21 protein-coding genes are annotated in these 26,506 nt (G+C 68.2%); 8 read left to right on the forward strand and 13 right to left on the reverse strand.

Translation table 11 applies throughout. The annotated features are described in order from the left end of the window. Positions 1–16 precede the first annotated feature (16 nt). Together RN02_RS23340 and RN02_RS23345 are read left to right on the forward strand one after the other, a co-directional pair. Positions 17–694 carry a response regulator gene (locus RN02_RS23340; protein ID WP_043270690.1) on the forward strand — a complete coding sequence of 226 codons (678 nt, stop codon included), beginning with the start codon at positions 17–19 and terminating at the stop codon, positions 692–694. Next, positions 691–2,034, forward strand: a complete 1,344-nt coding sequence (locus RN02_RS23345; RefSeq protein WP_043317352.1) for an ATP-binding protein — start codon at positions 691–693, stop codon at positions 2,032–2,034. The genes RN02_RS23340 and RN02_RS23345 overlap by 4 nt, the downstream gene beginning before the upstream one ends. A 575-nt stretch (positions 2,035–2,609) precedes the next feature. On the opposite strand, the gene RN02_RS23350 is transcribed toward RN02_RS23345, so the two are convergent. Beyond that, positions 2,610–3,611 carry an AraC family transcriptional regulator gene (locus RN02_RS23350; protein ID WP_009616959.1) on the reverse strand — a complete coding sequence of 334 codons (1,002 nt, stop codon included), beginning with the start codon at positions 3,609–3,611 and terminating at the stop codon, positions 2,610–2,612. Between the two features lie 352 nt (positions 3,612–3,963). On the opposite strand from RN02_RS23350, the gene RN02_RS23355 reads away from it, so the two are divergent. Further along, positions 3,964–5,256 carry a dicarboxylate/amino acid:cation symporter gene (locus tag RN02_RS23355; RefSeq protein WP_043270686.1) on the forward strand — a complete coding sequence of 431 codons (1,293 nt, stop codon included), beginning with the start codon at positions 3,964–3,966 and terminating at the stop codon, positions 5,254–5,256. A 291-nt stretch (positions 5,257–5,547) separates the two neighbouring features. On the opposite strand, the gene RN02_RS23360 is transcribed toward RN02_RS23355, so the two are convergent. The 3 genes from RN02_RS23360 to RN02_RS23370 form a co-directional block, all read right to left on the reverse strand. After that, positions 5,548–6,936, reverse strand: a complete 1,389-nt coding sequence (locus RN02_RS23360; RefSeq protein ID WP_043270684.1) for an adenylate/guanylate cyclase domain-containing protein — start codon at positions 6,934–6,936, stop codon at positions 5,548–5,550. A gap of 130 nt (positions 6,937–7,066) precedes the next feature. Then, positions 7,067–7,645 (reverse strand): HD domain-containing protein, encoded by a 579-nt coding sequence (locus RN02_RS23365; protein WP_043317232.1) that lies wholly within the window; start codon positions 7,643–7,645, stop codon positions 7,067–7,069. A 163-nt stretch (positions 7,646–7,808) separates the two neighbouring features. Beyond that, on the reverse strand, positions 7,809–8,612 hold the full coding sequence (locus RN02_RS23370; RefSeq protein WP_043317234.1) for a LuxR family transcriptional regulator: 804 nt from the start codon (positions 8,610–8,612) through the stop codon (positions 7,809–7,811). A 196-nt stretch (positions 8,613–8,808) separates the two neighbouring features. Here RN02_RS23370 and RN02_RS23375 point away from each other — a divergent pair, with 196 nt between their 5' ends. Both RN02_RS23375 and RN02_RS23380 read left to right on the forward strand, forming a co-directional pair. Then, the gene (locus tag RN02_RS23375) at positions 8,809–10,173 is read left to right on the forward strand and encodes an APC family permease (protein WP_043270678.1); all 1,365 of its coding nucleotides are present in this window, start codon (positions 8,809–8,811) and stop codon (positions 10,171–10,173) included. Between the two features lie 17 nt (positions 10,174–10,190). Beyond that, a complete protein-coding gene (locus RN02_RS23380; RefSeq protein WP_043317236.1) occupies positions 10,191–11,291 on the forward strand; it encodes a DmpA family aminopeptidase in 1,101 nt (366 codons plus the stop codon). A 776-nt stretch (positions 11,292–12,067) separates the two neighbouring features. On the opposite strand, the gene RN02_RS23385 is transcribed toward RN02_RS23380, so the two are convergent. The 8 genes from RN02_RS23385 to gcl all read right to left on the reverse strand — a co-directional run bounded on the left by RN02_RS23385 (position 12,068) and on the right by gcl (position 22,944). Continuing rightward, on the reverse strand, positions 12,068–13,066 hold the full coding sequence (locus tag RN02_RS23385) for a sulfate ABC transporter substrate-binding protein (RefSeq protein ID WP_024128603.1): 999 nt from the start codon (positions 13,064–13,066) through the stop codon (positions 12,068–12,070). 120 nt (positions 13,067–13,186) lie between these two features. After that, positions 13,187–14,434, reverse strand: a complete 1,248-nt coding sequence (gene sstT / locus RN02_RS23390) for a serine/threonine transporter SstT (protein ID WP_043270674.1) — start codon at positions 14,432–14,434, stop codon at positions 13,187–13,189. A gap of 219 nt (positions 14,435–14,653) precedes the next feature. Then, the gene (locus RN02_RS23395; protein ID WP_043317238.1) at positions 14,654–15,544 is read right to left on the reverse strand and encodes an urea transporter; all 891 of its coding nucleotides are present in this window, start codon (positions 15,542–15,544) and stop codon (positions 14,654–14,656) included. Between the two features lie 724 nt (positions 15,545–16,268). Next, positions 16,269–17,699 (reverse strand): pyruvate kinase, encoded by a 1,431-nt coding sequence (pyk, locus tag RN02_RS23400; protein WP_043317240.1) that lies wholly within the window; start codon positions 17,697–17,699, stop codon positions 16,269–16,271. Then, the gene (locus RN02_RS23405; RefSeq protein ID WP_043317242.1) at positions 17,696–18,973 is read right to left on the reverse strand and encodes a glycerate kinase type-2 family protein; all 1,278 of its coding nucleotides are present in this window, start codon (positions 18,971–18,973) and stop codon (positions 17,696–17,698) included. The genes pyk and RN02_RS23405 overlap by 4 nt, the downstream gene beginning before the upstream one ends. A 259-nt stretch (positions 18,974–19,232) precedes the next feature. Continuing rightward, positions 19,233–20,288, reverse strand: coding sequence for a 2-hydroxy-3-oxopropionate reductase (locus tag RN02_RS23410; protein ID WP_328286746.1), 1,056 nt, complete (start codon positions 20,286–20,288; stop codon positions 19,233–19,235). Further along, on the reverse strand, positions 20,275–21,057 hold the full coding sequence (hyi, locus tag RN02_RS23415) for a hydroxypyruvate isomerase (RefSeq protein WP_043317244.1): 783 nt from the start codon (positions 21,055–21,057) through the stop codon (positions 20,275–20,277). Before hyi ends, RN02_RS23410 begins: the two co-directional genes overlap by 14 nt. A gap of 111 nt (positions 21,058–21,168) precedes the next feature. Further along, entirely contained in the window at positions 21,169–22,944 is a 1,776-nt protein-coding gene (gene gcl, locus RN02_RS23420) for a glyoxylate carboligase (RefSeq protein ID WP_043317245.1), read from the reverse strand. A 109-nt stretch (positions 22,945–23,053) separates the two neighbouring features. On the opposite strand from gcl, the gene RN02_RS23425 reads away from it, so the two are divergent. Both RN02_RS23425 and RN02_RS23430 read left to right on the forward strand, forming a co-directional pair. Beyond that, positions 23,054–23,968 carry a LysR family transcriptional regulator gene (locus tag RN02_RS23425; RefSeq protein ID WP_043270662.1) on the forward strand — a complete coding sequence of 305 codons (915 nt, stop codon included), beginning with the start codon at positions 23,054–23,056 and terminating at the stop codon, positions 23,966–23,968. Between the two features lie 185 nt (positions 23,969–24,153). Then, complete coding sequence (locus RN02_RS23430) at positions 24,154–24,585, forward strand: GlcG/HbpS family heme-binding protein (RefSeq protein ID WP_043317247.1); 432 nt, start codon at positions 24,154–24,156, stop codon at positions 24,583–24,585. Between the two features lie 75 nt (positions 24,586–24,660). Here RN02_RS23430 and RN02_RS23435 read toward each other — a convergent pair whose 3' ends face one another. Next, positions 24,661–25,314: a TetR/AcrR family transcriptional regulator gene (locus RN02_RS23435; RefSeq protein ID WP_043317249.1), complete on the reverse strand. Its 654-nt coding sequence runs from the start codon at positions 25,312–25,314 to the stop codon at positions 24,661–24,663. A gap of 181 nt (positions 25,315–25,495) precedes the next feature. Here RN02_RS23435 and moaA point away from each other — a divergent pair, with 181 nt between their 5' ends. Further along, on the forward strand, positions 25,496–26,491 hold the full coding sequence (moaA, locus tag RN02_RS23440) for a GTP 3',8-cyclase MoaA (RefSeq protein ID WP_009616986.1): 996 nt from the start codon (positions 25,496–25,498) through the stop codon (positions 26,489–26,491). Positions 26,492–26,506 lie beyond the last annotated feature (15 nt).

A 26,506-nucleotide genomic window follows, 5' to 3' on the forward strand; every position in this document is an offset into this window, starting at 1 on the left:
ATAAGGAGGAAGTCCCATGAAACTACTGGTGGTGGAGGACGAGGCGCTGTTGCGTCATCACCTGTACACCCGCCTCGGCGAACAGGGCCACGTGGTCGACGCCGTGGGCAACGCCGAAGAGGCCCTGTACCGGGCCCACGAATACCATCACGACCTGGCGATCATCGACCTCGGCCTGCCGGGCATGAGCGGCCTGGACCTGATCCGCGAGTTCCGCAGCCAGGGCAAGGCCTTCCCGATCCTCATCCTCACCGCCCGCGGCAACTGGCAGGACAAGGTCGAAGGCCTGGCCGCCGGCGCCGACGACTACGTGGTCAAGCCGTTCCAGTTCGAGGAGCTGGAGGCGCGCCTGAACGCCCTGCTGCGCCGCTCCAGCGGCTTCGTCCAGGCCACCATCGAGGCCGGCCCGCTGCTGCTCGACCTGAACCGCAAGCAGGCCTCGGTGGCCGGCGAGACCCTGGGCCTGACCGCCTTCGAGTACCGCATCCTCGAATACCTCATGCGCCACCACCAGCAGGTGGTGAGCAAGGAGCGGCTGATCGAGCAGCTCTACCCGGACGACGACGAGCGCGACCCCAACGTCATCGAGGTGCTGGTCGGCCGCCTGCGGCGCAAGCTGGAGTCGCACGAGGGCTTCCGCCCGATCGACACCGTGCGCGGCCAGGGCTACCTGTTCACCGAGCGTTGCCGCTGATGCGCTCGCTGCGCCTGCGCCTGATGCTGGGGGCCGCGGCCCTGGCTATCCTCTTCATGCTGGCCCTGCTGCCGGCGTTGCAGCGGGCGTTCAGCATCGCCCTGGTGAACGCCATCCAGCAGCGCCTGGCATCGGACGTCGCCACCCTGGTGTCGTCCGCGCGCATCGACGGCGACCGCCTGAGCATGCCCGAGCACCTGGCGGTGGAGGACTTCAACCTGCCGGAGTCCAAGCTGCTGGGCTACATCTACGACCGCGAGGGGCGGATGGTCTGGCGCTCCACCTCGACCCAGGACGAGAGCGTGCGGTACGTGCCGCTCTACGACGGCGAGCCCGACGTGTTCACCCGCGCCCGTGACGACCACGGCAACGAATTCTTCGTCTACGACGTGGAGATCGACCTGGTGGGCGGCAAGCAGGCCGCCTACAGCATCGTCACCATGCAGCCGGTGAGCGCCTTCCGCGAGCTGGTGCACGGCTTCCGCGAGCAGTTGTACATCTGGCTCGGCGGCGCGCTGCTGCTGTTGCTCGGGCTGCTCTGGCTCGGCCTGGGCTGGGGCTTCCGCTCCATGCGCGGAATACGCGAGGAGCTGGACCAGATCGAGGCTGGCGAGCGCGAACGCCTGAGCGACGAACACCCCAGCGAGATGCTGCGCCTGACCGACTCGCTGAACCGCCTGCTGGACAGTGAGCGCAGCCAGCGCGAGCGTTACCGCAACTCCCTGGCGGACCTTGCGCACAGCCTGAAGACGCCGCTGGCGGTGCTGCAGGGGGTAAGCGAAAACCTCGCCGACGAGCCGCGCAACCGCGAGCAGGTGCAGGTGCTGCAGAGCCAGATCGAGCGCATGAGCCAGCAGATCGGCTACCAGCTGCAGCGCGCCAGCCTGCGCAAGAGCGGCCTGGTGCGCCACCGCGTGCAGCTCGGCCCGCTGCTGGACACCCTGGCCGGCGCACTGGACAAGGTCTACCGCGACAAGCGGGTGATCCTCGAACGCGACTTCCCCGAGCACCTGAGCCTGCCGCTGGAGCAGGGCGCGCTGCTGGAACTGCTCGGCAACCTGCTGGAGAACGCCTACCGCCTGTGCCTGGCCCGCGTGCGCATCAGCGCCCGCCAGCAGGACGGCGGCTACGAACTGCGGGTGGAAGACGACGGCCCGGGCATCCCCCCGGACCAGCGCCAGCGCATCCTCCAGCGCGGCGAGCGGCTGGACACCCAGCACCCGGGGCAGGGCATAGGCACGGCGGTGGTGATGGACATCCTCGACAGCTACGGCGGCAGCCTGGCGCTGGATGACTCCGAGCTGGGCGGCGCCTGCTTCCGCATCCGTTTGCCGGGGTAGGAATACCGTGTTTCCCGGCAACCTGTAGGAGCGGGCCCTGCCCGCGAAATCGCGCGCAGGGCGCGCTCCTACATGGAGTGGCGTGGGTGGGGCCGCGTAGGAGCGGATCTTATCCGCGAACCGCGCCGGGGCGTCCGGCCATCGCGGACAAGGTCCGCTCCTACGGGGGAGGAATACCGTGTTTCCCGGCAACCTGTAGGAGCGGGCCCTGCCCGCGATATCGCGCGCAGGGCGCGCTCCTACAGGGAGAATGGCGCAGGTGGGGCGGCGTAGGCGGATCTTATCCGCGAACCGCGCCTGGACCTCCGGCTATCGCGGACAAGGTCCGCTCCTACGGGGGGAGGCATACCGCGTTTCCCGGCAACCTGTAGGAGCGGGCCCTGCCCGCGAAATCGCGCGCAGGGCGCGCTCCTACATGGGAATGGCGTAGGTGGGGCCGCGTAGGAGCGGATCTCATCCGCGAATCGTGCCGGGACGGCCGGCTATCGCGGACAAGGTCCGCTCCTACGGGGGCAGGAAAAACGCTGCCGTAGGATGGCGTTGAGCGCAGCGATACCCATCGCCCGCAAAGCCCGTCACTCCCCCTGCCGCGCCCGGTACGCCCCCGGCGTCAGCCCGGTCCATTTCTTGAACGCGCGGTGGAACGCCGAGGGCTCGGAGAAGCCGAGCTGGTCGGCGATGTCCTGGATCGACAGTTCGTCGCGGCCCAGGTGGTAGATGGCCAGGTCGCGGCGCAGCTGGTCCTTGAGTTCCTGGAAGTTCGGGCCTTCCTCGCGCAGGTGGCGGCGCAGCGTCTGCGGGCTCATGTGCAACTGCTGCGCCACGCTTTCCAGGTCCGGCCAGCGCCGGCAGTCGCGGCCGAGCAGGCGGCGGATCTGGCTGGTCAGGCTGTCGCCGCCGTCCGGGCGAGCCAGCAGGTCGGCCGGGGAGTCCTTGAGGAAGTGCTTGAGGCTGCGCTCGTCCTGCAGCAGCGGCATGTCCAGGTAGCGCGCGTGGAAGCTCAGCCCGGTGCTGTCGGCGGCGAAGCGCCGCGGGCAGGGGAACAGCAGGTCGTACTCGGCGGCGTGGGCCGGCTCGGGATAGGCGAAGCGGGCTTCGTCCAGGCGGATGCGCTGGCCGATCAGCCAACTGCCCAGGCGGTGCCAGATCACCAGCAGGCTCTCGGTGAGGAAGTGTTCCGGGTCCTGCAGCGCGCTGTGGTCGATGACCAGCTCGGCGCGCTCGCCGTCGCGGCGCAGCTCGATGCGCGGCGCGGCGGGGAACAGGTCGTAGAAGAGCGCGCCGCGGCCCAGGGCCTTCTCCAGGGTGCGGCACTGGATGATGGCGTGGCACATCATGGCGAAGGTGCCGCGCTTGCTGCGCACCTCGCCGAAGCCCATGTACTCGTCGTCGAGGTCTTCCCAGACCAGTTGGATCAGCCGACCGAACTGCTCCGGCGAGACCCGCGCCCGCGGCTCTTCGAGCAAGGCCGGCTGGATGCCGGCGGCGCGCAGCAGGGGCAGGGGGTCGTGGCCCTGCTGGCGGGCGCCGCGCAGGGCGGCGCGGACGAAATGGCTGGCGATGGTGCGTTCACGCATGGGTTTTCCTTGTTCTGCTGCGTGTGTGCCGGGCGCCGGTTCGCGGCGGCCGTGGGGCAAATCTAAGGCACCCGGGGCCCTGGCGGATACCCGCCAAGTGGTGGGAAACCCGCCGCGGGCTTGGCGGGTTTCCGCCATCGATCAGCCCGCATGTCGCTTTGGTGTTTTTGTAAGCTATTGAAAATAAAGTAAAAATATAAAGATGGCGATTTGGCACAGGGCTTGCCAATAGGGTTCAAGGCCTGCCGACGGGCAGGACGAAAACAAATTCTCCCACTGAAGGGAGATAACGCTTCGGGCAACGCGCCGCCGCCAGGAAGGCGGGCCGCCAGCTCAAGAGGACCCTGCCGCAATGACCAAGCAACCCTTCTACAAGAGCCTGTACGTGCAGGTGCTGATCGCCATCGCCATCGGCATCGCCCTGGGCCACTACTATCCGCAGACCGCCGTGCTGATGAAGCCCCTGGGCGACGGCTTCGTCAAACTGATCAAGATGGCCATCGCGCCGATCATCTTCTGCACCGTGGTCACCGGCATCGCCGGCATGCAGAGCATGAAGGCTGTAGGCAAGACCGGCGGCATGGCCCTGCTGTACTTCGAGATCGTCTCGACCATCGCGCTGATCATCGGCCTGGTGGTGGTCAACGTGGTCCAGCCCGGCGCGGGCATGCACGTCGACCCGGCCAGCCTGGATACCAGCAAGATCGCCGCCTACGCGGCCGCCGGCGCGAAGCAGAGCACCGTCGACTTCCTGATGAACATCATCCCCAACACCGTGGTCGGCGCCTTCGCCAACGGTGACATCCTGCAGGTGCTGTTCTTCTCCGTGCTGTTCGGCTACGCGCTGCACCGCCTGGGCAGCTACGGCCAGCCGATCTTCCAGTTCATCGAGCGCTTCACCCAGGTGATGTTCAACATCATCAACGTGATCATGAAGGTCGCTCCCATCGGTGCCTTCGGCGCCATGGCCTTCACCATCGGCGCCTACGGCGTGGGCTCGCTGGTGCAGCTGGGCCAACTGATGGCCTGCTTCTACATCACCTGCCTGCTGTTCGTGCTCATCGTCCTGGGCGGCATCGCCCGCGCCCACGGCTTCAACATCCTGAAGTTCATCAAGTACATCCGCGAGGAGCTGCTGATCGTCCTCGGCACCTCGTCCTCGGAATCGGCGCTGCCGCGCATGATCGCCAAGATGGAGAAGCTGGGCTGCGACAAGAGCGTGGTCGGCCTGGTGATCCCCACCGGCTACTCGTTCAACCTCGACGGCACCTCGATCTACCTGACCATGGCCGCGGTATTCATCGCCCAGGCCACCGACACCCCGATGGACATCACCCACCAGCTGACCCTGCTGCTGGTGCTGCTGATCGCCTCCAAGGGCGCGGCCGGCGTCACCGGTTCGGGCTTCATCGTCCTGGCCGCCACCCTGTCCGCCGTGGGCCACCTGCCGGTCGCCGGCCTGGCGCTGATCCTCGGCATCGACCGCTTCATGTCCGAGGCCCGCGCGCTGACCAACCTGGTGGGCAACGGCGTGGCCACCGTGGTGGTTGCCAAGTGGTGCAAGCAACTGGACTCCGCGCAACTGGACCGCGAACTGGCCGCCGGCCCGTCGGCGCTGGAAGCCAAGGAGGCCCAGGCCGCCTGATACCTCCCGGTTCTCCGGTTGGGCGTGGCGACGTGAAGCGCCGCGCCTCCTTCAAGCCCGCCCCGCAGCGGGCTTTTTTATGGGCGGTCCGGCGCGAACGGCGAGCCCAATCGCGGACGGAGTCCGCTCCTACGGTTCCAGGAAGCACGGCTTTTCGTAGGATGGCGTTGAGCGAAGCGATACCCATCACCACGGCAGCATGGGTATCGCAGGCTCAACCCATCCTACGAAAAGCACCCCGGTGCGCTGGGCAAGACCGCGGCTCCTACAAAGGCAGCCAGCGGCACAAGCTCAAAGAATGATCTTGTCCTTGAGCTTCTCCACCGCCTGCTGCAGCGCCTGGATCACCCGGTCCTTGTCGAAGTTCTGCACGTTGTTGGTGTCCAGGTACATGGAGAACCCCGGCAACTCGTGCTCGATGAAGCTGGGGTTGGCGCCCAGGTCGCGGCGGAAGTCCACCGCCTGGTAGATCTGCACCGGCTTGCTGAAGCCCTTGACGCTGATCTGGCCCTTGTCGCGGCACATGATCACGTCCTTCACCAGCGAGTAGGTCTCGTGGCTGAGGAGGATCTCGCCGGCCTCGGCGGCGCTTTCCAGGCGGCTGGCGAGGTTCACCTCGCGGCCGATGATGGTGTAGTCCATGCGCGTTTCGGCGCCGAAGTTGCCCACCGTGCAGTAGCCGGTGTTGATGCCCATGCGCACCTCCAGCGGCTTGGTGATGCCCTGGGCGCGCCACTGCTGGCGCATCACCTTCATGTGCTTGCGCATGGCCACGGCCATGGACACCGCGGCCACGGCGTCCTTCTTCGCGCCCTGGGTGGTGGGGTCGCCGAAAAACACCATCACGCAGTCGCCGACGAACTTGTCGATGGTGCCGCCGTACTTGAGGGCGATCTTCGACATTTCGTTGAGGTAGTTGTTGAGCATGTCGGTCAGGGTTTCGGCTTCCAGCTCCTCGGACAGCTCGGTGAAACCCTTGATGTCGGAGAAGAACACCGTGAGCTTCTTGCGCTGGGTTTCCAGGCGCACGCTGCGCTTGCCGCTGAAGATGGATTCCCAGACCTGCGGCGACAGGTACTTGGCCAGGTTGTGCGCCAGCCGCGCGGCCTTTTCCTGCTCGCGGGCGATCTCGCCGCGCACCTGGGCCAGGCGCAGGCCCTGCTGGTGGGTGAAGTAGGCGGTGACGCAGATGTAGAAGGCGCAGAACAGCACGCTGACCAGGTTCACCAGCAGCGGCGCATTGCCCTTGAAGCCCGGGCCGGCCAGCGCGCCGGTGAGCACCGCGGCGCTCAGCGCCATCAGCAGGGCCAGGCCGAGGGTGCGCAGGCCGCCGACGACCAGCGAGGAGAAGGCCAGGATCAGCACCAGCATCAGCGCCGGCACCACCGAGAAGCCCAGCAGGGCGGCGCCGGCGCCGGTGTGCAGGGCGTCCAGGGCCTGCAGGACCAGGCGTGTCTGCTGCGGGTGGCTGTGCTTGTAGCGGCGGCTCAGGTTCTGCGCCAGGTGCGGGTAGAGCAGGGCGTAAGGGACCATCCAGAGCGCGTCGTAGCCGAAGTACTGGCTGAAGGTGCCGGCGCTGACGGTGGCGGCCACGGCGAGGTAGGCCAGGACGCGCGAATGGTACTCGCGCAGAGGGGCGGCGCCAGGTCGGGACGGCGTTTCGGAACGGTTGGGCTTCATGCGCTCGGATTATCCCTGATCGGTGATGGCGCATTCTGACGTGCGCCTTCCACAAGTACGACCTGGGGATCTTAACCAAGCGCCCATCCGCCGGCCAGTGACGATTCATCGCCCCGGCCGGCGGCCGGTTTCAGTCGGCGTCCCGCGCCATGTAGATGGACTGCCGCGGCTTGGCGAAGACGCGCCGCAGCATCGGCTCGAAGAACTCCAGCGGCAGCGTCTCGCCCTCGGGGTCGAAGGCCGCGGCGTCGTAGCGCGCGCAGAACTCGATGGTCTGCTCGAACTGCGGGTGGTCCTTGAACTGCTCGCGCAGGTGGCGGTCCAGGCCCAGGTGATGGAAGAAGTAGTAGCCCTGGAAGATCGCGTGCTTCTCGATCATCCAGAGGTTCTCCGGGCTGACGAAGGGCTTGAGGATGGCGGCGGCGATGTCGGCGTGGTTGTAGGAACCGAGGGTGTCGCCGATGTCGTGGAGCAGGGCGCAGACCACGTACTCCTCGTCGCGGCCGTCGCGGTGGGCCAGGGTGGCGGTCTGCAGCGAGTGGCTCAGGCGGTCCACCGGGAAGCCGCCGAAGTCGCCGTCGAGCAGGCGCAGGTGGGCGAGGATGCGGTCGGGCAACTGGGTGGCATAGGCGGCGAAGTCCTGGGCGATGATCGACCAGTCCTCGACGCTGCCGTCTTCCATGTGGGTGAACTTGGCGCGGGCATTCATCGGGCTGTCCTCTTGTGATTGTCGTTTGGACGGCCTTCAGTCTAGGGGCCCGGCCGTAGCCGGCCAGTGGCCGCGGCGGACAGGCTGCTGTCTCTCCGGACACGCCCATTCAGGCCGCGAAGCTCCCCGCGCGGGCGCATTCGCCGGGTCGATGGAGCCTGCCTCAGGGGTTCTCCGGGTCGTGCCCGAGGGACTGCAGGAACAGCGAGAACAGCTCCGGCTGCGAGGAGATGTCCAGCTTGGCGTAGAGGTGCCGGCGGTGCACCTTGATGGTCTCCGGGGAGATGGCCAGGCGCTCGGCCATGGCCTTGGAGGAGTAGCCGCGCAGGATCAGCCGGGCGATCTCCAGCTCGCGCTCGGAGAGCACCCCGGCGCCGAAGTGGCTGAGGGCGTCGCGCACCTGGGTGGCCACGCCCTCCGGGTTCGCCGGCAGCAGGCGCTGGCTGCGCTGCTGCCAGTGCTGCTGCATCAGCGCCAGCACCCAGGGGCAGAGCATCGCCAGCAGGCCGCACTGTGCGGCGTCGAACGGCTTGCGCATGCCCAGGGACAGCGACAGCGCGCCCTGGCCGGGCAACTGCAGGATGAACTGCACCTCGTCTTCCAGCACGTTGTCGTGGAAGTAGTTGAGGAAGTATTCGCTCTGGCGGAACTGGTCCGGGGCGACTTCCTCCAGGCGGTACAGGCCGCTGGGCAGGCCTTCGCGGCAGGCCTGGTAGAAAGGGTCGAGCTGGTACAGGCCGCTGAGGTAGGCGGGCATGGCCGCCGAGACGGCCTGTGGATCGGCGTCGTATTCCTCCAGCGCCACCGGGATGGCGTTGGCGGGGTAGAAGGCCGCCAGGGCGTTGTCGAACGGCAGCCACTGGTGCAGCAGCAGGATCAACTGCTTCCAGAAGCGCGGCTGGCCGATCTGCTCGATGGCGCGGCCGAGGTTGGCGTGCATGCCGACTTCGCGAAACAGGTTGTGCATCCCCGGGGCTCCGGCGCAAAAGGTGATCCGGTTTCCTCTTTTTCAGGCCCCGCCGTCAAGGGGCGTAACCCCAAATGGTGATTGGCCGCCAGGGCCCGGCCGCCCAGACTGCGGGCCATGCAGCGTCCCGCGCAGAGGGCGCCACAAGGGTTTTCGTTCCTGCCTCAACCGCCAATAACAATTCGAGGAAAACGACATGAGCTCTCCCGCAGCGCCGGACGGCGCGCTCAAGCCCAGCCTGGGCGTGTTCGACGTGGTCGCCATCACCGTCTCGGCGGTCACCCCCGCCAGCAGCGTATTCGTCATCGCGCCCTTCGCCATCCAGCAGGCCGGCAGCGGCGCCTTCCTGGCCTTCGTCATGGCCGCGGCGCTGGCGCTGATGTTCGCCTGGTGCTACGCCGAGCTGGGCCGCGCGCACAGCTCGGCCGGCGGCGAGTACGTCTACGCCAAGCGGGTGTTCGGCGGCATGGCCGGCTACGCCACCTTCCTCGCCGTGCTGGTCTCGCTGCTGTTCATCCCGCCGGTGCTGGCCACGGGGGCGGCCACCTACCTCAACGGCGCGCTGGGCACGCAGTTCGACACCCAGACCGTGGCCCTGGTCATAGTCGCCGCCAGCTACGTGCTGGGCATCCTCAACATCCGCGTCAACGCCTGGGTCACCGGCGTCTTCCTGCTCTGCGAAGTGGCCGCGCTGCTGGTGATAGTGGTGCTCGGTTTCGGCCACGCCAGCCAGCCGCTGAGCGTGCTGCTGCAGCCGCAGACGCTGAGCGGCGGTGTGCTGGCGGCGGCGCCCTGGGCGCTGGTGATAGGCGCGGTGGGCACAGCGGTGTTCTCCTACAACGGCTTCGGCGGCGCCGTGCTGCTGGCCGAGGACATGAAGGACGGCGGCCGCAGCGTGCACCGCGCGGTGCTCTGGTCGCTGGTGCTGGTGGTGGTGATCGAGCTGGTGCCGCTGACCGCGCTGCTGATCGGCGCGCCCTCGCTCAAGGACATGCTCGCCAGCCCCGACCCCATCGGCTACCTGCTCACCGCCCACGGCAACGCCACGCTGTCGCGGCTGGTCAGCGCCGGCATCTTCCTCTCGGTGTTCAACGCCATAGTCGCGATCGTCATCCAGGTCGGCCGGGTGATCTTCAGCAGCGGCCGCGACGCCCTCTGGACACCGACGCTGAACCGCGCCTTCACCCGCATCCACCCGCGCTGGGAGTCGCCCTGGCTGGCCACGCTGTTCCTCGGCGTGCCCTCGGCGGCGCTGAGCTTCAGCTCCAACCTGGAGGAACTGACTTCCTTCACCGTGCTGCTGCTGGTGCTGATCTACCTGGTGGTGGCCCTGTGCGCGCTGTTCAGCCGCGTGCTGCGCCGCGACCGCGAGCACCCCTACCGCATGCCGCTGTGGCCGCTGCCGGCGCTGCTGGCGGTGGTCGGCGCCGGCTACCTGCTGCTCAACCTGTTGCTGGAAGCCTCGGCGCGGGATGTGATGACCATTATCGGGATACTGGCCGTGTCGGTGATTCTCTACGGCACCTACGGCAAGTTGAGCCCGGCTTTCCAGAAACTCTGAAGACCACAGGAGTCCCCATGCGCGCTCGTCAACTCGGCATCACCCTGGGCCTGGGCTCGCCCGGCGCATTCAATGCCATCACCGATGTCCCCGGCGTTCGCGTCGGCCACAGCACGCTGATCGCCGAGCGCGATGGCAAGCAGGTGTGCACCGGCGTCACCATCGTCCAGCCCCGCGCCGGCGAGGCCCGCCTGCAACCCTGCTTCGCCGGCGTCCATGTGCTCAACGGCAACGGCGATGCCACGGGCCTGGAGTGGGTCCGCGAGGCCGGCCTGCTGACCACGCCCATCGCCATCACCAACACCCACAGCGTCGGCGTGGTGCGCGACGCCCTGGTGGCCGCCGAGCGCGATGCCCTGGCCGACCCGGCGGTGTACTGGTGCATGCCGGTGGTGATGGAGACCTACGACGGCCTGCTCAACGACATCTGGGGCCAGCACGTCGGCCCCGAGCAGGTGCGCCAGGCCCTGGCCGGCGCCGAGTCCGGGCCTGTGACCGAAGGCCCGGTGGGCGGCGGCACCGGGATGATCTGCCACGAGTTCAAGGGCGGCATCGGCAACGCCTCGCGCAAGCTGCCGGCGGAGCAGGGCGGCTGGACTGTCGGTGTGCTGGTGCAGGCCAACCACGGCCAGCGCCGCGAACTGCGCGTCGACGGCTACCCGGTGGGCCGGGTGCTGGGCGACATTCCCTCGCCCTTCGCGGAAAAGGGCGAGCCGGGCATGGGCTCAATCGTAGTCATCATCGCCACCGACGCGCCGCTGCTGCCGCACCAGTGCCAGCGCCTGGCGCAGCGCGCCTCCGTCGGCATCGCCCGCACCGGCGGCGGCACCGAGGACAGCAGCGGCGACATCTTCCTGGCCTTCGCCACCGGCAACCGGGACCTGCCGCCTGCCGACTACGGTCGCAAGGGCCTGCCGCAGAGCACGCCGCTGCAGATGCTCAACAACGAGCACATCTCGCCGCTGTTCGCCGCGGCGGCGGAGGCGGTGGAGGAAGCCATCGTCAACGCCATCCTGGCCGGCCGCGAGATGAGCACGGCGGACGGCACGCGGGTGCCGGCATTGGGCGGGGAGCGCCTGCTGGAGGCGTTGCGCGAGGTGGGGTGGCGGCCGCGTTGAGGAGGTGGGGGTTCCGTCCGCGATTCATGCGCAGGGCGTGCTCCTACCTGGGAATGACATCGGCGCGCGGGCTTTCCCTCACCCCAGCCCTCTCCCAAAGGGAGAGGGGGCTGGTCCGTGCCGAGAGGCGGCCTGGTTTCAGCCGGCAATCCCTGTGTTGGCCGGTTAACGCCGAAATACCAACGCACTCCGAACGGTCCCCTCTCCCTCCGGGAGAGGGTTAGGGTGAGGGGGCCGCAGGCCTGCCCAGGCCGAGAGGCACGGCATTTCCCCTGCCCGCGAATTCGCGCGCAGGGCGCGCTCCTACCTGGGAATGACATCGGCGCGCGGGTTTCCCCTCACCCCAGCCCTCTCCCGGAGGGAGAGGGGGCTGGTCCGTGCCGAGAGGCGGCCTGGTTTCAGCCGGCAATCCCTGTGCTGGCCGGCTAACGCCGAAATACCAACGCACTCCGAACGGTCCCCTCTCCCTCTGGGAGAGGGTTAGGGTGAGGGGGCCGCAGGCCTGCCCAGGCCGAGAGGCACGGCATTTCCCCTGCCCGCGAATCGCGCGCAGGGCGCGCTCCTACAGGGGAATGGAGCGGTGGGGCAGCGTAGGAGCGGATCTTATCCGCGAATCGCGCCGGGACGTCCGGCCATCGCGGACAAGGTCCTACGGTTCCAGGAAGCACGGCTTTTCGTAGGATGGTGTTGAGCGAAGCGATACCCATCACCACGGCAGCATGGGTATCGCAAGCTCAACCCATCCTACGAAGAGCGCCTCGGCGCAGCTGGCGCTGTCAGTTACCGCTATAGATCTGGTCGAACACCCCGCCATCGGCGAAGTGGGTCTTCTGCACCGTGCGCCAGTCGCCGAAGGTCTTCTCCACCGAGAAGAAGTCCACTTTCGGGAAGCGGTCGGCGTACTTGGCCAGGATCGCCGGGTTGCGCGGGCGCAGGTAGTTGTCGGCGGCGATGGTCTGGCCCTCGTCGGACCACAGGTACTTCAGGTAGGCCTCGGCCTGTTCGCGGGTGCCTTTCTTCTCGACCACCTTGTCGACCACCGCCACCGGCGGCTCGGCCTCGGCGGAAACGCTCGGGTAGACCACCTCGAAGCCGCCGCGGCCGAATTCGCGGGCGATCATCTCGGCCTCGTTCTCGAAGGTCACCAGCACGTCGCCGATCTGGTTCTGCATGAAGGTGGTGGTCGCCGCGCGGCCGCCGGTGTCCAGCACCGGTACGTGCTTGAACAACTGGCCGACGAATTCCTTGGCCTTGGCTTCATCGCCGCCGTGCTTGAGCGAGTAGCCCCAGGCGGAAAGGTAGGTGTAGCGGCCGTTGCCCGAGGTCTTCGGGTTCGGCACCACCACCTGTACGCCGTCCTTGAGCAGGTCCGGCCAGTCGTGCAGGCCCTTGGGGTTGCCCTTGCGCACGATGAACACGGTGGCCGAGGTGAAGGGCGCGCTGTTGTTCGGCAGGCGGGTGGCCCAGTCCTTTGGCACCAGGCCGCCGTTGTCGGCCAGGGCGTCGATGTCGGTGGCCTGGTTCATGGTGATGACGTCGGCCGGCAGGCCGTCGATCACCGAGCGCGCCTGCTTGCTGGAGCCGCCGTGGGACATCTGGATGGTGATCTTCTCGCCTTTCTCCGCTTCCCAGTGCTTCTGGAAGGCGGGGTTGTACTCCTTGTAGAAGTCGCGCATCACGTCGTAGGAGACGTTGAGCAGCGGCGGCGCGGCCTGGGCGGCGCCGGCCAGGGCCATTCCGGCGGCCAGCAGGGAGGCGGCGAAGAGTCGTTTCACGGGCGGTTCCTTCTCGGCAGTGTTGGATCGCCCGATTATGCCCATGGGTTATATGCCGCTTAAATACCCAAAGGCTATTTACTTATGCAGGGACGCGCCCCGCGGGGCGCGTCGCCTGGTTCAGCGCTTCTCGCCCAGGCCCGCCTCGGCGGCTGCCGGCTCCTCGGCCAGGCAGGCCGCGGCGGTGAAGATCACGTCGGTGGAGGAGTTCAGCGCGGTTTCCGCCGAGTCCTGCAGGATGCTGATGACGAAGCCCACCGCCACCACCTGCATGGCCACCTCGCCGGAGATGCCGAACAGCCCGCAGGCCAGCGGGATCATCAGCAGCGAGCCGCCGGCCACGCCGGAGGCGCCGCAGGCGCACACCGCCGAGACCACGCACAGCAGCAGGGCGCTGGGCAGGTCGATGGCGATGCCTAGGGTGTGGGCCGCGGCCAGGCTAAGCACGCTGATGGTCACGGCGGCGCCGGCCATGTTGATGGTGGCGCCCAGCGGGATCGACACCGAGTAGGTGTCCTCGTGCAGGCCCAGGCGTTCGCACAGCTGCAGGTTGACCGGGATGTTGGCCGCCGAGCTGCGGGTGAAGAAGGCGGTCACGCCGCTCTCGCGCAGGCAGGTGAAGACCAGCGGGTAGGGGTTGCGGCGCAGCTTCCAGAACACGATCGCCGGGTTCACCACCAGCGCCACGAAGAGCATGCAGCCCAGCAGCACGGCGAGCAGCTGCAGGTAGCCGAGCAGGGCATCGAGGCCGGATTCGGCGAAGGTGCTGGCCACCAGGCCGAAGATGCCCAGCGGGGCGAAGGCGATCACCACGCGGACGATCAGCGTCACCCCGCCGGCCAGGTCGTCGAGCAGGTCGCGGGTGCTCTGCCGGGCATGGCGCAGGGCCAGGCCGAGGCCCACGGCCCAGGCCAGGATGCCGATGAAGTTGGCCTCCAGCAGCGCCTTCACCGGGTTGCTGGCGACGCTGAACAGCAGGCCATTGAGCACGTCGCCGATGCCGCCGGGCGGAGCGTTGCCGCTGGCCGGGGCGTCGAGCACCAGGGTGGAGGGGAAGGCGAAGCTGGCCGCCACCGCCACCACCGCGGCGGCGAAGGTGCCCAGCAGGTACAGCGCCAGGATCGGGCGGATGTGGGTGCGCTGCCCGGCCTTGTGGTTGGCGATGGAGGCGCACACCAGGACCAGGACCAGCACCGGCGCCACGGCCTTGAGCGCCGCGATGAACAGTTTGCCGAGCAGGCCGACGGCCAGGGCGGCGTCGGGGGCGACCAGCGCCAGGGCGATGCCGGCCAGCATGCCGACGAAGATGCGCATCACCAGGCTGCTGCGCTGGATGCGTTGGAACAGGGTGGGGGAGGGAAGTGTCATGACCTTACCGCTGCTTGCAAATGGAAACGCGAACCCGGCGGGCCGCGGAAGGGCGCGGATTATGCCGTCACGGGCGGGAAAATGCGCGGCGGTCGTCGGAAACCACGCCCACGCCTCGCCAGCATGGCGGCGTGGAGCCGGGCCGGCCTTGACCTGTGCCGGCCTGGATGGGATTGCCATGTGACATGGCGTCACGGTTGGCGCTCGGCGCAATCCGCCTCAGTTGCCGGCCAGCGGTGCGCGGCGCGAGGCCGGGCGCAGCAGGCGTTCGCCCAGCAATACCAGCAGGCAGGCGAAGATGAAGGGCGCGGTCATGAAGGGGATGCCCAGGGCGACCATGGCCTGTTGCAGGATGAGCGCCAGCACGGCGCCGGCCAGCGGGGCGAAGGGGCCGGGGCCGCGCAGGGCCAGGGCGAGGGCGGCCAGGGCGCTGTTCATGCCGAGCAGGCCGCTGTGCACGTCGCCCTGGGGAATGCCGGCGAACACCGCCACCGGCAGCACCATGACCGCGCCGAACAGCGCCCAGGTGGCGGCGCGCGGGGCGCCCAGCAGCAGGCCGAGGAAGATCAGCGCGCCGGCCAGCGGGGTGTCGAGGAAGATCACTTGGCCGAAGGCCCGGGAGGTGGCTTCGAGCAGCGTCGGCAGCGGCAGCTCGACCAGCCCGGCCAGGGGCGCGGCAGCTGGCAGCGACAGCAGCGTGCCCAGCGCCGGCAGCGTCCAGCCGAGCAGGACGAAGGCCAGGGTGTAGGGCGGCAGGCCGTGGCGCTGGCGCGAGGCGCGCAGCAGTAGGCGCTGCAGCAACACGCTGGCGAGGCTGGCGAACAGCACGAGCGCCACCAGCATGGGCGACCAGGCGAACTTCAGCGGCAGCAGCAGGCCGATCAGCACGGCGTTGTAGCCGTACAGGCCGGCGTCTGTGTCGCCCTGGCGGCAGCGCAGCAGGTGGGCGAAGGCCGGGCCGGCAGTGGCGCCGAGCACGGCGCCGGGGAGCAGGCCGGGGGCGCAGGCGCCGATCAGGGCCAGGCAGAGCAGGCCGAACAGCGGCGAGGGTTGCAGGAACACCTGGCTGAAGCCGCGCAGCCAGAGGGTCAGTAGCGGTAGTGGGCGCATCGAAGGTCTGGGCAGTTGAAGGGGATGTCCGGGGCTTCTCCGGTTCCGCGTCGGCGGCCGTGCCTTCCATCGGGGGAGGGCATCGCGGGAAGCTCCGTGGGCTGTGTCAGCGGGCGCATTCTGCCATGGCACCATTTTGGGGCGTGAATAAAAAAGAGGCCGGTCCCCGGGATCGCCGGAGGGTGGCCTCGAATGTCCATAGCCTGCGTGGGAGGGTGCGAGGGTGGCTATGGCCGACAGAACTGCTGGCCGTTCAAGGCCAATCCCGGACGGACGGGGTCGCGGCCCCGTTTTCCCGGCCCCGTCCGTCCGGGAGTGACGCGGTGTGGAACCCGGCTTTGGCAGGGTTCCGGAACTCTGTTTTTTCTCTCTCCAGGCTTTTTCCTGAAGAGGGGGAGGGGCCAGGCCTGGCTCCGGTGTTGGCGGTGGGCCTGGTTCCCTCACCCTAACCCTCTCCCAGAGGGAGAGGGGACTCGTGTGGCAGAAGGTGGGGCGCCGGAGTTACCGGTGGCCTGTGGTTCCCTCACCCTGGCCCTCTCCCAGAGGGAGAGGGGACTTGTGCGGCAGAAGGTGGGGCGCCGGAGTTACCGGTGGCCTGGTTCCCTCACCCTAACCCTCTCCCAGGGGGAGAGGGGACTTGTGTGGCAGAAGGCGGAACACCGGCATTACCGGCGGCGCCGAACTGCCCCCTCTCCCTCCGGGAGAGGGCTGGGGTGAGGGGCTCTTAGGCCGACAACGCCGACGCCACCGTCTCGATCCTCAACATATTGGTACTCCCCGGCTGCCCGAACGGCAGCCCCGCCGTCACCACCACGGTGTCGCCGCGCTGGGCCATGCGCTGGGCCAGGGCAATCTCCAGGGCGGTGGCGCAGATCTCGTCGACGTGAGCAAGCTGCTCGTTGACCACCGAATACACGCCCCAGGCCACGCTCAGCCGCCGTGCCGCCTTGAGGTTGGGCGTCAGGCTGAGGATCGGCGTCTTCGGCCGTTCCCGCGAGGCGCGCAGGGTGGAGCTGCCGGACTCGGTGTAGTTGACCAGCACCGCCACCGGCAGGATGCGGCTGATGCGGCGGATGGCACAGCTGATGGCGTCGGACACGGTGGCGTCCGGCTCCGGGCGGTTCAGTTCCAGCTGGCCCTGGTAGTCCGGTTCGGCTTCCACCTGGCGGATGATCTTGGCCATCATTTCCACCGCTTCCACCGGGTACTGGCCGGAGGCGGTCTCGGCGCTGAGCATCACGCAGTCGGCGCCCTCGCTGACCGCGGTGGCCACGTCGGTGACTTCGGCGCGCGTCGGCGCCGGGGAGAAGCGCATGGATTCGAGCATCTGCGTGGCCACCACCACCGGCCGGCCGAGCTGGCGGCAGACCTGGATGATGCGCTTCTGGATGCCCGGCACGTTCTGCGCTGGCACTTCCACGCCGAGGTCGCCGCGGGCCACCATGATGGCGTCGGCCAGGCGGGCGATCTCTTCGATGCACTGCACCGCCGAGGGCTTCTCGATCTTGGCCATGATGAAGGCCTTGTCGCCGATCAGCGCGCGGGCTTCCTCTATATCTTCCGGGCGCTGCACGAAGGACAGCGCCACCCAGTCCACGCCCAGCTCCAGGCCGAATTCCAGGTCGCGGCGGTCCTTGGCGGTCAGCGGGCTGAGCTTGAGCACCGCCTCGGGCACGTTGACGCCCTTGCGGTCGGACAGCTCGCCGCTGTTGAGCACGCGGGTCTCGATGGCGTCGCCGTGGTTGTTCAGCACCTGCAGGCGGATGCGCCCGTCGTCCAGCAGCAGGCTCATGCCCGGCTCCAGGGCCTGGATGATCTCCGGGTGCGGCAGGGTCACGCGGCGTTCGTCGCCGGGGGCGTCCATCAGGTCGAGGGTGAAGCTCTGGCCTTTCTGCAGCATCACCGCGCCGTTCTCGAAGCGGCCGACGCGCAGCTTCGGCCCCTGCAGGTCCATGAGGATGCCGATGGGCGTGCCCAGCTCGGCCTCCACCTCGCGCACCCACTGGTAGCGCTGCGAATGGTCGGCGTATTCGCCGTGGCTGAAGTTCAGGCGGAACAGGTTGGCGCCGGCGTCCACCAGGGCGCGGATGTCCTCGCGGCCCTTGATGGCCGGGCCGAGGGTGGCGAGGATCTTGACCTTCTTGTCGCTGTTCATTGCTCGTCACTCTCGAGGATCAGGATGGCGCGGAAGTCGTTGACGTTGGTGCGGGTCGGCCCGGTGACCACCAGGTCGTCCAGCTCGGCGAAGAAGCCGTAGCCGTTGTTGTCGTCCAGCTCGTGCAGCGGGTTCAGCCCGGCGGCCAGGGCGCGTTGGTAGCTGCACGGGCTCATCAGCGCGCCGGCGTTGTTCTCCATGCCGTCGATGCCGTCGGTGTCGCCGGCCAGCGCCCAGATGCCCGGCTCGCCCTTGAGCGCAGCGGTGAGGCTGAGCAGGAACTCGGCGTTGCGCCCGCCGCGGCCCTTGCCGCGCACGGTGACGGTGGTCTCGCCGCCGGAGAGCACCAGGCAGGGCGCGGCCAGCGGCTGGCCGTGCTTGCGCACCTGGCGGGCGATGCCGGCGTGGACCTTGGCCACGTCGCGGGATTCGCCCTCCAGGTCGCCGAGGATCAGCACCTCCAGGCCGGCGGCGCGGGCCTTGGCGGCGGCCGCGTCGAGGGCCTGCTGCGGCGTGGCGATGAGGGTGAAGTAGCTGCGCGACAGGCAGTCGGCGCCGGGCTTGACCGTCTCCGAGCGCGGGTCTTCCAGCCAGGCGCGGATGTGCGCCGGGGTGTCGATGCCGTAGCGCTTGAGGATGGCCAGGGCATCGGCGGAGGTGGTCGGGTCGCCCACGGTGGGGCCGGAGGCGATCACCGTGGCCTCGTCGCCGGGCACGTCGGAAATCGCGTAGGTGTACACGCTGGCCGGCCAGCAGGCGCGGGCCAGGCGGCCACCCTTGATGGCCGAGAGGTGCTTGCGCACGCAGTTCATTTCGTCGATGGCGGCGCCGGACTTGAGCAGCGCCTTGTTCAGTGCGCGCTTGTCGTCGAGGCTGATGCCTTCGGCGGGCAGGGCGAGCAGCGCCGAGCCGCCGCCGGAGAGCAGGAAGATCACCCGGTCGTCTTCGCTGAGGTCGCTGACCAGCTCCAGCACGCGGCGGGCCACGCGCTCGCCGGCGTCGTCCGGCACCGGGTGCGCGGCTTCCACCACTTCGATGCGCTGGCAGTTGGCGCCGTAACCGTAGGGGGCGACCACCAGGCCGTCCACCTGCTCGTCCTTCCAGTGCGCCTCGACCACTTCGGCCATGGCCCCGGCGGCCTTGCCGGCGCCGATGACGATGGTGCGCCCGCCATGCACCCGCGGCAGGTGGCGGGCCAGCGTCTGCGCCGGGTGGGCGGCGGCGATGGCGGTGTCGAACAGCTCGCGCAGCAGGGCGCGTGGGTCGAGGCTCATCTGGGGCTCCTCAGGTTCTTGTCGTTGTTCTTTCATTGCGGCATTGCGCAGGCGCCTGGGGGCAAGCGCCTGGGCAATGCCTTCGATACGCCCGGCCGGCGAAGCCGTGTTCACGCCGGCCGGGGTTCGAAGCCTTGCCTCGCCGCGTCACTCCCATAATGCAGCGGGGCTTTTCGTAGGATGGGTTGAGCTTGCGAAACCCATGCTGCATCGGCTGATGGGTATTGCTGCGCTCAACGCCATCCTACGGTCCGCTTTCTCAGTCCTTGCGGATCGAGAAGTTGGCCATGTGCTCCAGGCCCTTGATCAACCCGGAGTGGTCCCAGTTGCTGCCGCCCAGGGCCGCGCAGGTGCTGAACACCTGTTGGGCGTTGGCGGTGTTGGGCAGGTTCAGGCCCAGTTCGCGGGCGCCGGCCAGGGCCAGGTTGAGGTCCTTCTGGTGCAGGCTGATGCGGAAGCCCGGGTCGAAGGTGCCCTTGACCATGCGCTCGCCGTGCACTTCGAGGATGCGCGAGGAGGCGAAGCCGCCCATCAGCGCCTCGCGCACCTTGGCCGGGTCGGCGCCGTTGCGCGCGGCGAACAGCAGGGCCTCGGCCACCGCCTGGATGTTCAGCGCGACTATGATCTGGTTGGCCACCTTGGCGGTCTGGCCGTCGCCGTTGCCGCCGACGCGGGTGATGTTCTTGCCCATGGCCTGGAACAGCGGCAGGGCGCGCTCGAAGGTGTTCGGGCAGCCGCCGACCATGATGCTCAGGCTGCCGGCCTTGGCGCCGACCTCGCCGCCGGAGACCGGGGCGTCCAGGTACTGCGCGCCGGTGGCCTTGATCTTCTCGGCGAAGGCCTTGGTGGCGGTGGGCGAGATGGAGCTCATGTCGATCACCACCTTGTTCGGGCCGACGCCTTCGGCGATGCCGTCCTGGCGGAACAGCACGTCCTCGACCTGCGGGGTGTCCGGCACCATGACGATGATGAACTCGGCTTCCTGGGCCACTTCCTTGGGGTTGGCCAGGGCCACGGCGCCGGCTTCGACCAGCGCGGCCGGGGCCTTGTCGTGGTGGCTGGAGAGGAACAGCTGGTGCCCGGCTTTCTGCAGGTTCTGCGCCATGGGCAGGCCCATGATGCCGGTGCCGATGAATCCGATCTTGGCCATGAGGGTGTCTCCTGGTTCTGTTTGTCTGTTGGCTACCCGGTGCGGCCGGGCAGCGGAATTCTTTCGTAGGATGGGTTGAGCGAAGCGATACCCATCGATGCCGGTGGTGATGGGTATCGCAAGCTCAACCCATCCTACGGAGCTGTTTCGTTCACACTGCGTTATGGCTCTTCAGCCAGCCCAGCCCCGCCTCGGTGGTGGTGGCCGGCTTGTACTCGCAGCCGATCCAGCCCTGGTAGCCGATGCGGTCCAGGTGGCCGAACAGGAAGCGGTAGTTGATCTCGCCGGTGCCCGGTTCGTGGCGGCCGGGGTTGTCGGCCAGTTGGATGTGGTTGATGGCCGCCAGGTTCTTCTCCATGGTCCGGGCCAGGTCACCTTCCATGATCTGCATGTGGTAGATGTCGTACTGCAGGAACAGGTTGGGGCTGCCGACCTTCTCGCGCACGTCCAGCGCCTGCTGGGTGGTCTGCAGGTAGAAGCCGGGGATGTCGATCGTGTTGATCATCTCCATGACCAGCTTGATGCCTGCGGCCTCGAGCTTCTCGGCGGCGTACTCCAGGTTGTTCAGGAAGGTGTTCTCGATGGTGGCGCAGTCGTAGCCCTGCGGGCGGATGCCGGCCAGGCAGTTGATCTGCTTGTTGCCCAGCACCTTGGCGTAGGCGATGGCCTTGTCGACGCCGGCGCGGAATTCCTCGACGCGGTCGGGATGGCAGGCGATGCCGCGCTCTCCTTTCGACCAATCGCCCGAAGGAAGGTTGAACAGCACCTGCTCCAGGCCGTTGGCGTCGAGCTTGGCCTTGATGACCTCGGCCTCGAAGTCATAGGGGAAGAGGTATTCGACGCCGCTGAAACCGGCCTTGGCGGCGGCTTCGAAGCGGTCGAGGAAGTCCACCTCGGTGAAGAGCATGGACAGGTTGGCGCAGAAACGGGGCATATCGGGGCCTCCTGGTGGTGAAACACGTATTTCCGTAAGGGTGGGCCCCGCCGCGCGCAGGTTGTGGTTTTCCCTGCCACGGCTCCCGCGCACGCGGGGCCCGGTACTTCGTCAGTCCAGTAGCGAGATGGCGGTAGGCGCGTCGTCGCGGCTCTGGGCCAGCTCCTCGAACTCGTTGATGGCGTTGATCTCGGTGCCCATGGCAATGTTGGTCACGCGCTCCAGGATCACTTCCACCACCACCGGCACGCGGTGCTGTTGCATCAGTTCGCGGGCCTGGGCGAAGGCCGCGCCGATCTGGTTCGGGTCGAACACGCGGATCGCCTTGCAGCCGAGGCCTTCCACCACGGCGACGTGGTCCACGCCGTAGCCGTTGAGTTCCGGCGCGTTGACGTTGTCGAACGCCAGCTGCACGCAGTAGTCGATCTCGAAGCCGCGCTGGGCCTGGCGGATCAGCCCCAGGTAGGAGTTGTTCACCAGCACGTGGATGTACGGCAGGTTGAACTGCGCGCCGGCGGCCAGCTCCTCGATCATGAACTGGAAGTCGTAGTCGCCGGACAGCGCCACCACCTGGCGGCTCGGGTCGGCCTTGACCACGCCCAGGGCCGCGGGGATGGTCCAGCCCAGCGGGCCGGCCTGGCCGCAGTTGATCCAGTGGCGCGGCTTGTAGACGTGGAGGAACTGCGCGCCGGCGATCTGCGACAGACCGATGGTGCTGACGTAGCAGGTGTCCTTGCCGAAGAACTCGTTCATCTCCTCGTAGACGCGCTGCGGCTTGACCGGCACGTTGTCGAAGTGGGTCTTGCGCTGCAGGGTGCGCTTGCGCTCGCGGCAGGCTTCGGCCCAGGCGCTGCGGTCCTTGAGCTTGCCGGCGGCTTTCCACTGGCGGGCCACTTCGAGGAAGGCGTCCAGCGCGGCGCCGGCGTCGGAAACAATGCCCAGGTCCGGGGTGAATACGCGGCCGATCTGGGTGGGCTCGATGTCCACGTGGATGAACTTGCGGCCGGCGGTGTAGACATCGACCGAACCGGTGTGGCGGTTGGCCCAGCGGTTGCCGATGCCGAACACCAGGTCGGACTCCAGCAGGGTGGCGTTGCCGTAGCGGTGCGAGGTCTGCAGGCCGCACATGCCGGCCATCAGCGGGTGGTCGTCGGGGATAGTGCCCCAGCCCATCAGAGTCGGGATCACCGGCACGCCGAGCAGTTCGGCGAACTCCACCAGCCTGGCCGAGGCATCGGCGTTGATGATGCCGCCGCCGGCGACCAGCAGCGGGCGCTCGGCGTCGTTGAGCAGGGCCAGGGCCTTCTCGGCCTGGGCGCGGGTGGCGCTCGGACGGTGCACCGGCAGCGGCTCGTAGGCGTCGATGTCGAATTCGATCTCGGCCATCTGCACGTCGAACGGCAGGTCGATCAGCACCGGGCCGGGGCGGCCGCTGCGCATTTCGAAGAAGGCCTTCTGGAAGGCGTAGGGCACCTGGCCCGGCTCCAGCACGGTGGTGGCCCACTTGGTCACCGGCTTGACGATGCTGGTGATGTCCACGGCCTGGAAGTCTTCCTTGTGCATCCGCGCGCGCGGCGCCTGGCCGGTGATGCAGAGGATCGGGATGGAGTCGGCGGAGGCCGAGTACAGGCCGGTGACCATGTCGGTGCCTGCCGGGCCGGAGGTGCCGATGCACACGCCGATGTTGCCGGCGCTGGTGCGGGTGTAGCCTTCGGCCATGTGCGAGGCGCCCTCGACGTGGCGGGCCAGCACGTGGTCGATGCCGCCGAGCTTCTTCATCGCCGCGTACATGGGGTTGATGGCGGCGCCCGGCACGCCGAAGGCGGTGTCCACGCCTTCGCGGCGCATGACCAGGACGGCCGCCTCGATCGCTCTCATTTTGGCCATGACCTTTCCTCTTGAGTCGGTGGTTTTCTTGTTGGGGCCAAGGATGCCGGCTGTGCCAAAGCGACGGAATTGATGGATACTTCAGTTCTGTCGATATCTGGAGTATCGAATGGACCGCTATACCCTCATCCGCAGTTTCGTCCTGGTAGCGGACAACGGCAGCTTCGCCTCGGCGGCGCTCAGCGAAGGCGTGACCCCGGTGGTCATGGGCCGGCGCCTCGATGCGCTGGAGCAGCACCTGGGCGTGAAGCTGATGCACCGCTCGACCCGCGGCCTGCAGCTGACCGACCTCGGCGAGCAGTACCTGGAGCGCGCGCGCAGCCTGCTCAAGGACTTCGACGAGGCCGACGCCAGCGTCGCCCGCGGCGGCAACTCGGTGCGCGGGCACCTGGTGGTGTCGGCCCCGGCGGCCTTCGGCCGGCGCCACATCGCGCCCCACGCGCCGGCCTTCCTGGAGCGCTTCCCGGACCTGAAGCTGTCGTTCAACTTCACCGACAGCCTGGTGGACCTGGTGCGCCAGGGCTACGACATGGGCATCCGCATCGGCGAGGTCACCGACCCCAACTACGTGGCGGTGAAGCTGTTCCCCAACCGCCGGGTGGTCTGCGGCGCGCCCTCGTACTTCGAGCTGCACGGCGTGCCGCGCACTCTGGAAGACCTGGCGCGGCACAACTGCCTGGCCTTCAACCTGCAGGGCGGCCAGCAGCGCGGCTGGACCTTCCTGCGCGACGGCCGGCAGGTGGCGGTGCGGGTGTCCGGCAACCTCGACTGCAACGACGGCGAGCTGCTCTACGACTGGGTCAAGCAGGGCCTGGGCATCGGCTGGCGCTCCACCTGGGAGATCCAGGCCGAGCTCAAGGCCGGCGAGCTGGTGACGGTGCTCGACGAGTACGAGATCCCCGCCTACGACATCCAGGCGGTGTACCCGCAGCAGCGCTACCTGCCGGCCAAGGTGCGCTTTTTCATCGACTACCTGAAGGCCCTCTACAACACCCCGGGGTACTGGGAAACCCGGCATCCTTGAGCGGCTGATTCGATACTGGCGTTGTATTTTTCTGCTTTTGTTGTTGTGTACAAAATGTCGCAGGATTGTATTTAATCGTTGCGTCCGGGGTTGCCTTCGGCTATTCCATCAAGGGCTTTGCAACGCCGCGCCGTTTTTCGAAAAAGACGCGGGCGAACGTCTCATCCCTTTGCGAGGAACCCCTCATGAGCGAAATCAACCTGGATACCGCCCTGGCCATCGCCCACGGCGCCCTGGCCGCCGGCCGCGAACTGTCCACCGCGCCGCTGACCGTGGCGGTGCTCGACGCCGGCGGCCACCTGGTGGCCCTGCAACGCGAGGACGGCGCCAGCCTGCTGCGCCCGCAGGTGGCCATCGGCAAGGCCTGGGGCGCGGTGGCCCTGGGCAAGTCCTCGCGCGCGCTGGCCGCCGACGCCCAGCAGCGCCCGTCGTTCATCGCCGCGGTGAACACCCTGGCCCAGGGCAACGTGGTGCCGGCGCCGGGCGGCGTGCTGATCCGCGACACGAGCAATCGGGTAATCGGCGCCATCGGCATCAGCGGCGACGCCTCGGACATCGACGAGCAATGCGCCATCCGCGGCATCCAGGCCGCCGGCCTGGTGGCCGACGCGGGGTAGGGTGAAAAGGGGCTGAAACCGGAGCGGCCGGATGCGGGGGCCAAACGGCGGATAACGCCGTAGGCGTTATGCGCCCTACAGCGGCAACGGCCGCATGCGGCCGCTGGGCTTGGCCGGCTCGCCGGCGTCCGGCGCGGTGCCGCGCAGCACCAGGCGGGTAATGGTCTCGGCGGCGGCCTCGAAGTCGGCGTCGCTGAGGCTGTCCTTGCCGGTAACCATGGAGATCTGCCAGTCGAAGTCGGCGTAGGTCTGGGTCGCCGCCCAGATGGTGAACAGCAGGTGGTGCGGGTCCACCGGGGCCAATAGGCCGCGGTCGATCCAGCTCTGCAGGCAGGCGATGTTGCGCTGGGCCTGGGCGTTCAGCTCGTCCAGGTATTCCCTGGGCAGGTGCGGCGCGCCGTGCATCAGTTCGCTGGCGAACACCTTGGAGGCGTGCGGCAGTTCCTGGGAAATGCGGATCTTCGAACGGATGTAGGCGCGCAGCGCCTCGGCCGGCTCGTCGTCCTCGCGGAACGGTGCGGAAGCCTGCAGCAGCGGCTCCACCACGCTTTCCAGCACGCAGCGGTAGAGGTTTTCCTTGGACTGGAAGTAGTAGTAGACGTTGGGCTTGGGCAGCCCGGCGCGCGCCGCGATGTCGCTGGTCTTGGTGGCGGCGAAGCCCTTTTCGGCGAACTCTTCGCTGGCGGCGCGGAGGATCAGGCGTCGGTTGCGTTCGCGAATGCTGGTCATGGTCTGCTGGGTCTTCTTGTGCGCGGGTAGCCCATGGCTGGGCCGGCGATGGTAGCACCGGCTCCGCGGGCCTCTCAAGCAAGGGCCCGGCGGCTGAAGTTGACCCACGGTTCAGGTTTTCTGTAGAGTCTGCCGGACCCCGGTGCCGCTACGGCGCCCGGCCTTCCAAGAGCTCGCCGCCATGTCCGACAGCCAACTGGTCGACCCCTTCGGCCGCCGCATCACCTACCTGCGCCTGTCGGTGACCGACCGTTGCGACTTCCGCTGCACCTACTGCATGAGCGAAGACATGCAGTTCCTGCCGCGCGACCAGGTGCTGAGCCTGGAAGAACTCTACGCGGTGGCCGACGCCTTCATCGCCCTGGGCGTGCGGCGCATCCGCATCACCGGCGGCGAGCCGCTGGTGCGCAAGGGCCTGACCTCGCTGCTGGCGCGGCTCGGCGCGCGCCCCGAACTGGAAGACCTGGCGATCACCAGCAACGGCTCGCAACTGGCCGGCCGCGCGGCCGAGCTGCGCGCCGCCGGCGTGCGCCGGCTGAACATCAGCCTGGATTCGCTGCGCCGCGAACGTTTCGCCGCCTTCACCCGCAGCGACCGCCTGCCCCAGGTGCTGGCGGGGATAGAGGCTGCGCGGGCGGCGGGTTTCGAGCGCATCAAGCTCAACTGCGTGGTGCAGAAGGGGCGCAACGACGACGAGGTCTGCGAACTGGTGGAGTACGCGCTGGCCCGCGGGCTGGACATCAGCTTCATCGAGGAGATGCCGCTGGGCAGCATCAGCAGCCACGACCGCGCGCAGACCCTGTGCAGCAGCGACGAGGTGCGCGCCCGCCTGGCCGAACACTGGCAACTGACGCCCAGCCTGGAGCGCAGCGGCGGTCCCTCGCGCTACTACCGCGTCGACGGGCTGCCCAGCCGCATCGGCTTCATCTCGCCGCACAGCCACAACTTCTGCGGCGACTGCAACCGCGTGCGCGTCACCGCCGAGGGCAGGCTGGTGCTCTGCCTCGGCCACGAAGGCGCGCTGGACCTGCGCCAACTGCTGCGCAGCCATCCCGGCGATGGCGCGCGCCTGCGCGCGGCGCTGGTCGAGGCGCTGCAGCTCAAGCCGCAGCGCCATCACTTCGACGCCGCCGGGCAGGTCCAGGTACTGCGCTTCATGAGCATGACCGGCGGCTGAACGGAAGGCGGCAGT

It is taken from the genome of Pseudomonas sp. PI1 (assembly GCF_000812405.1).
In the GTDB taxonomy this organism is placed as follows: domain Bacteria; phylum Pseudomonadota; class Gammaproteobacteria; order Pseudomonadales; family Pseudomonadaceae; genus Pseudomonas; species Pseudomonas citronellolis.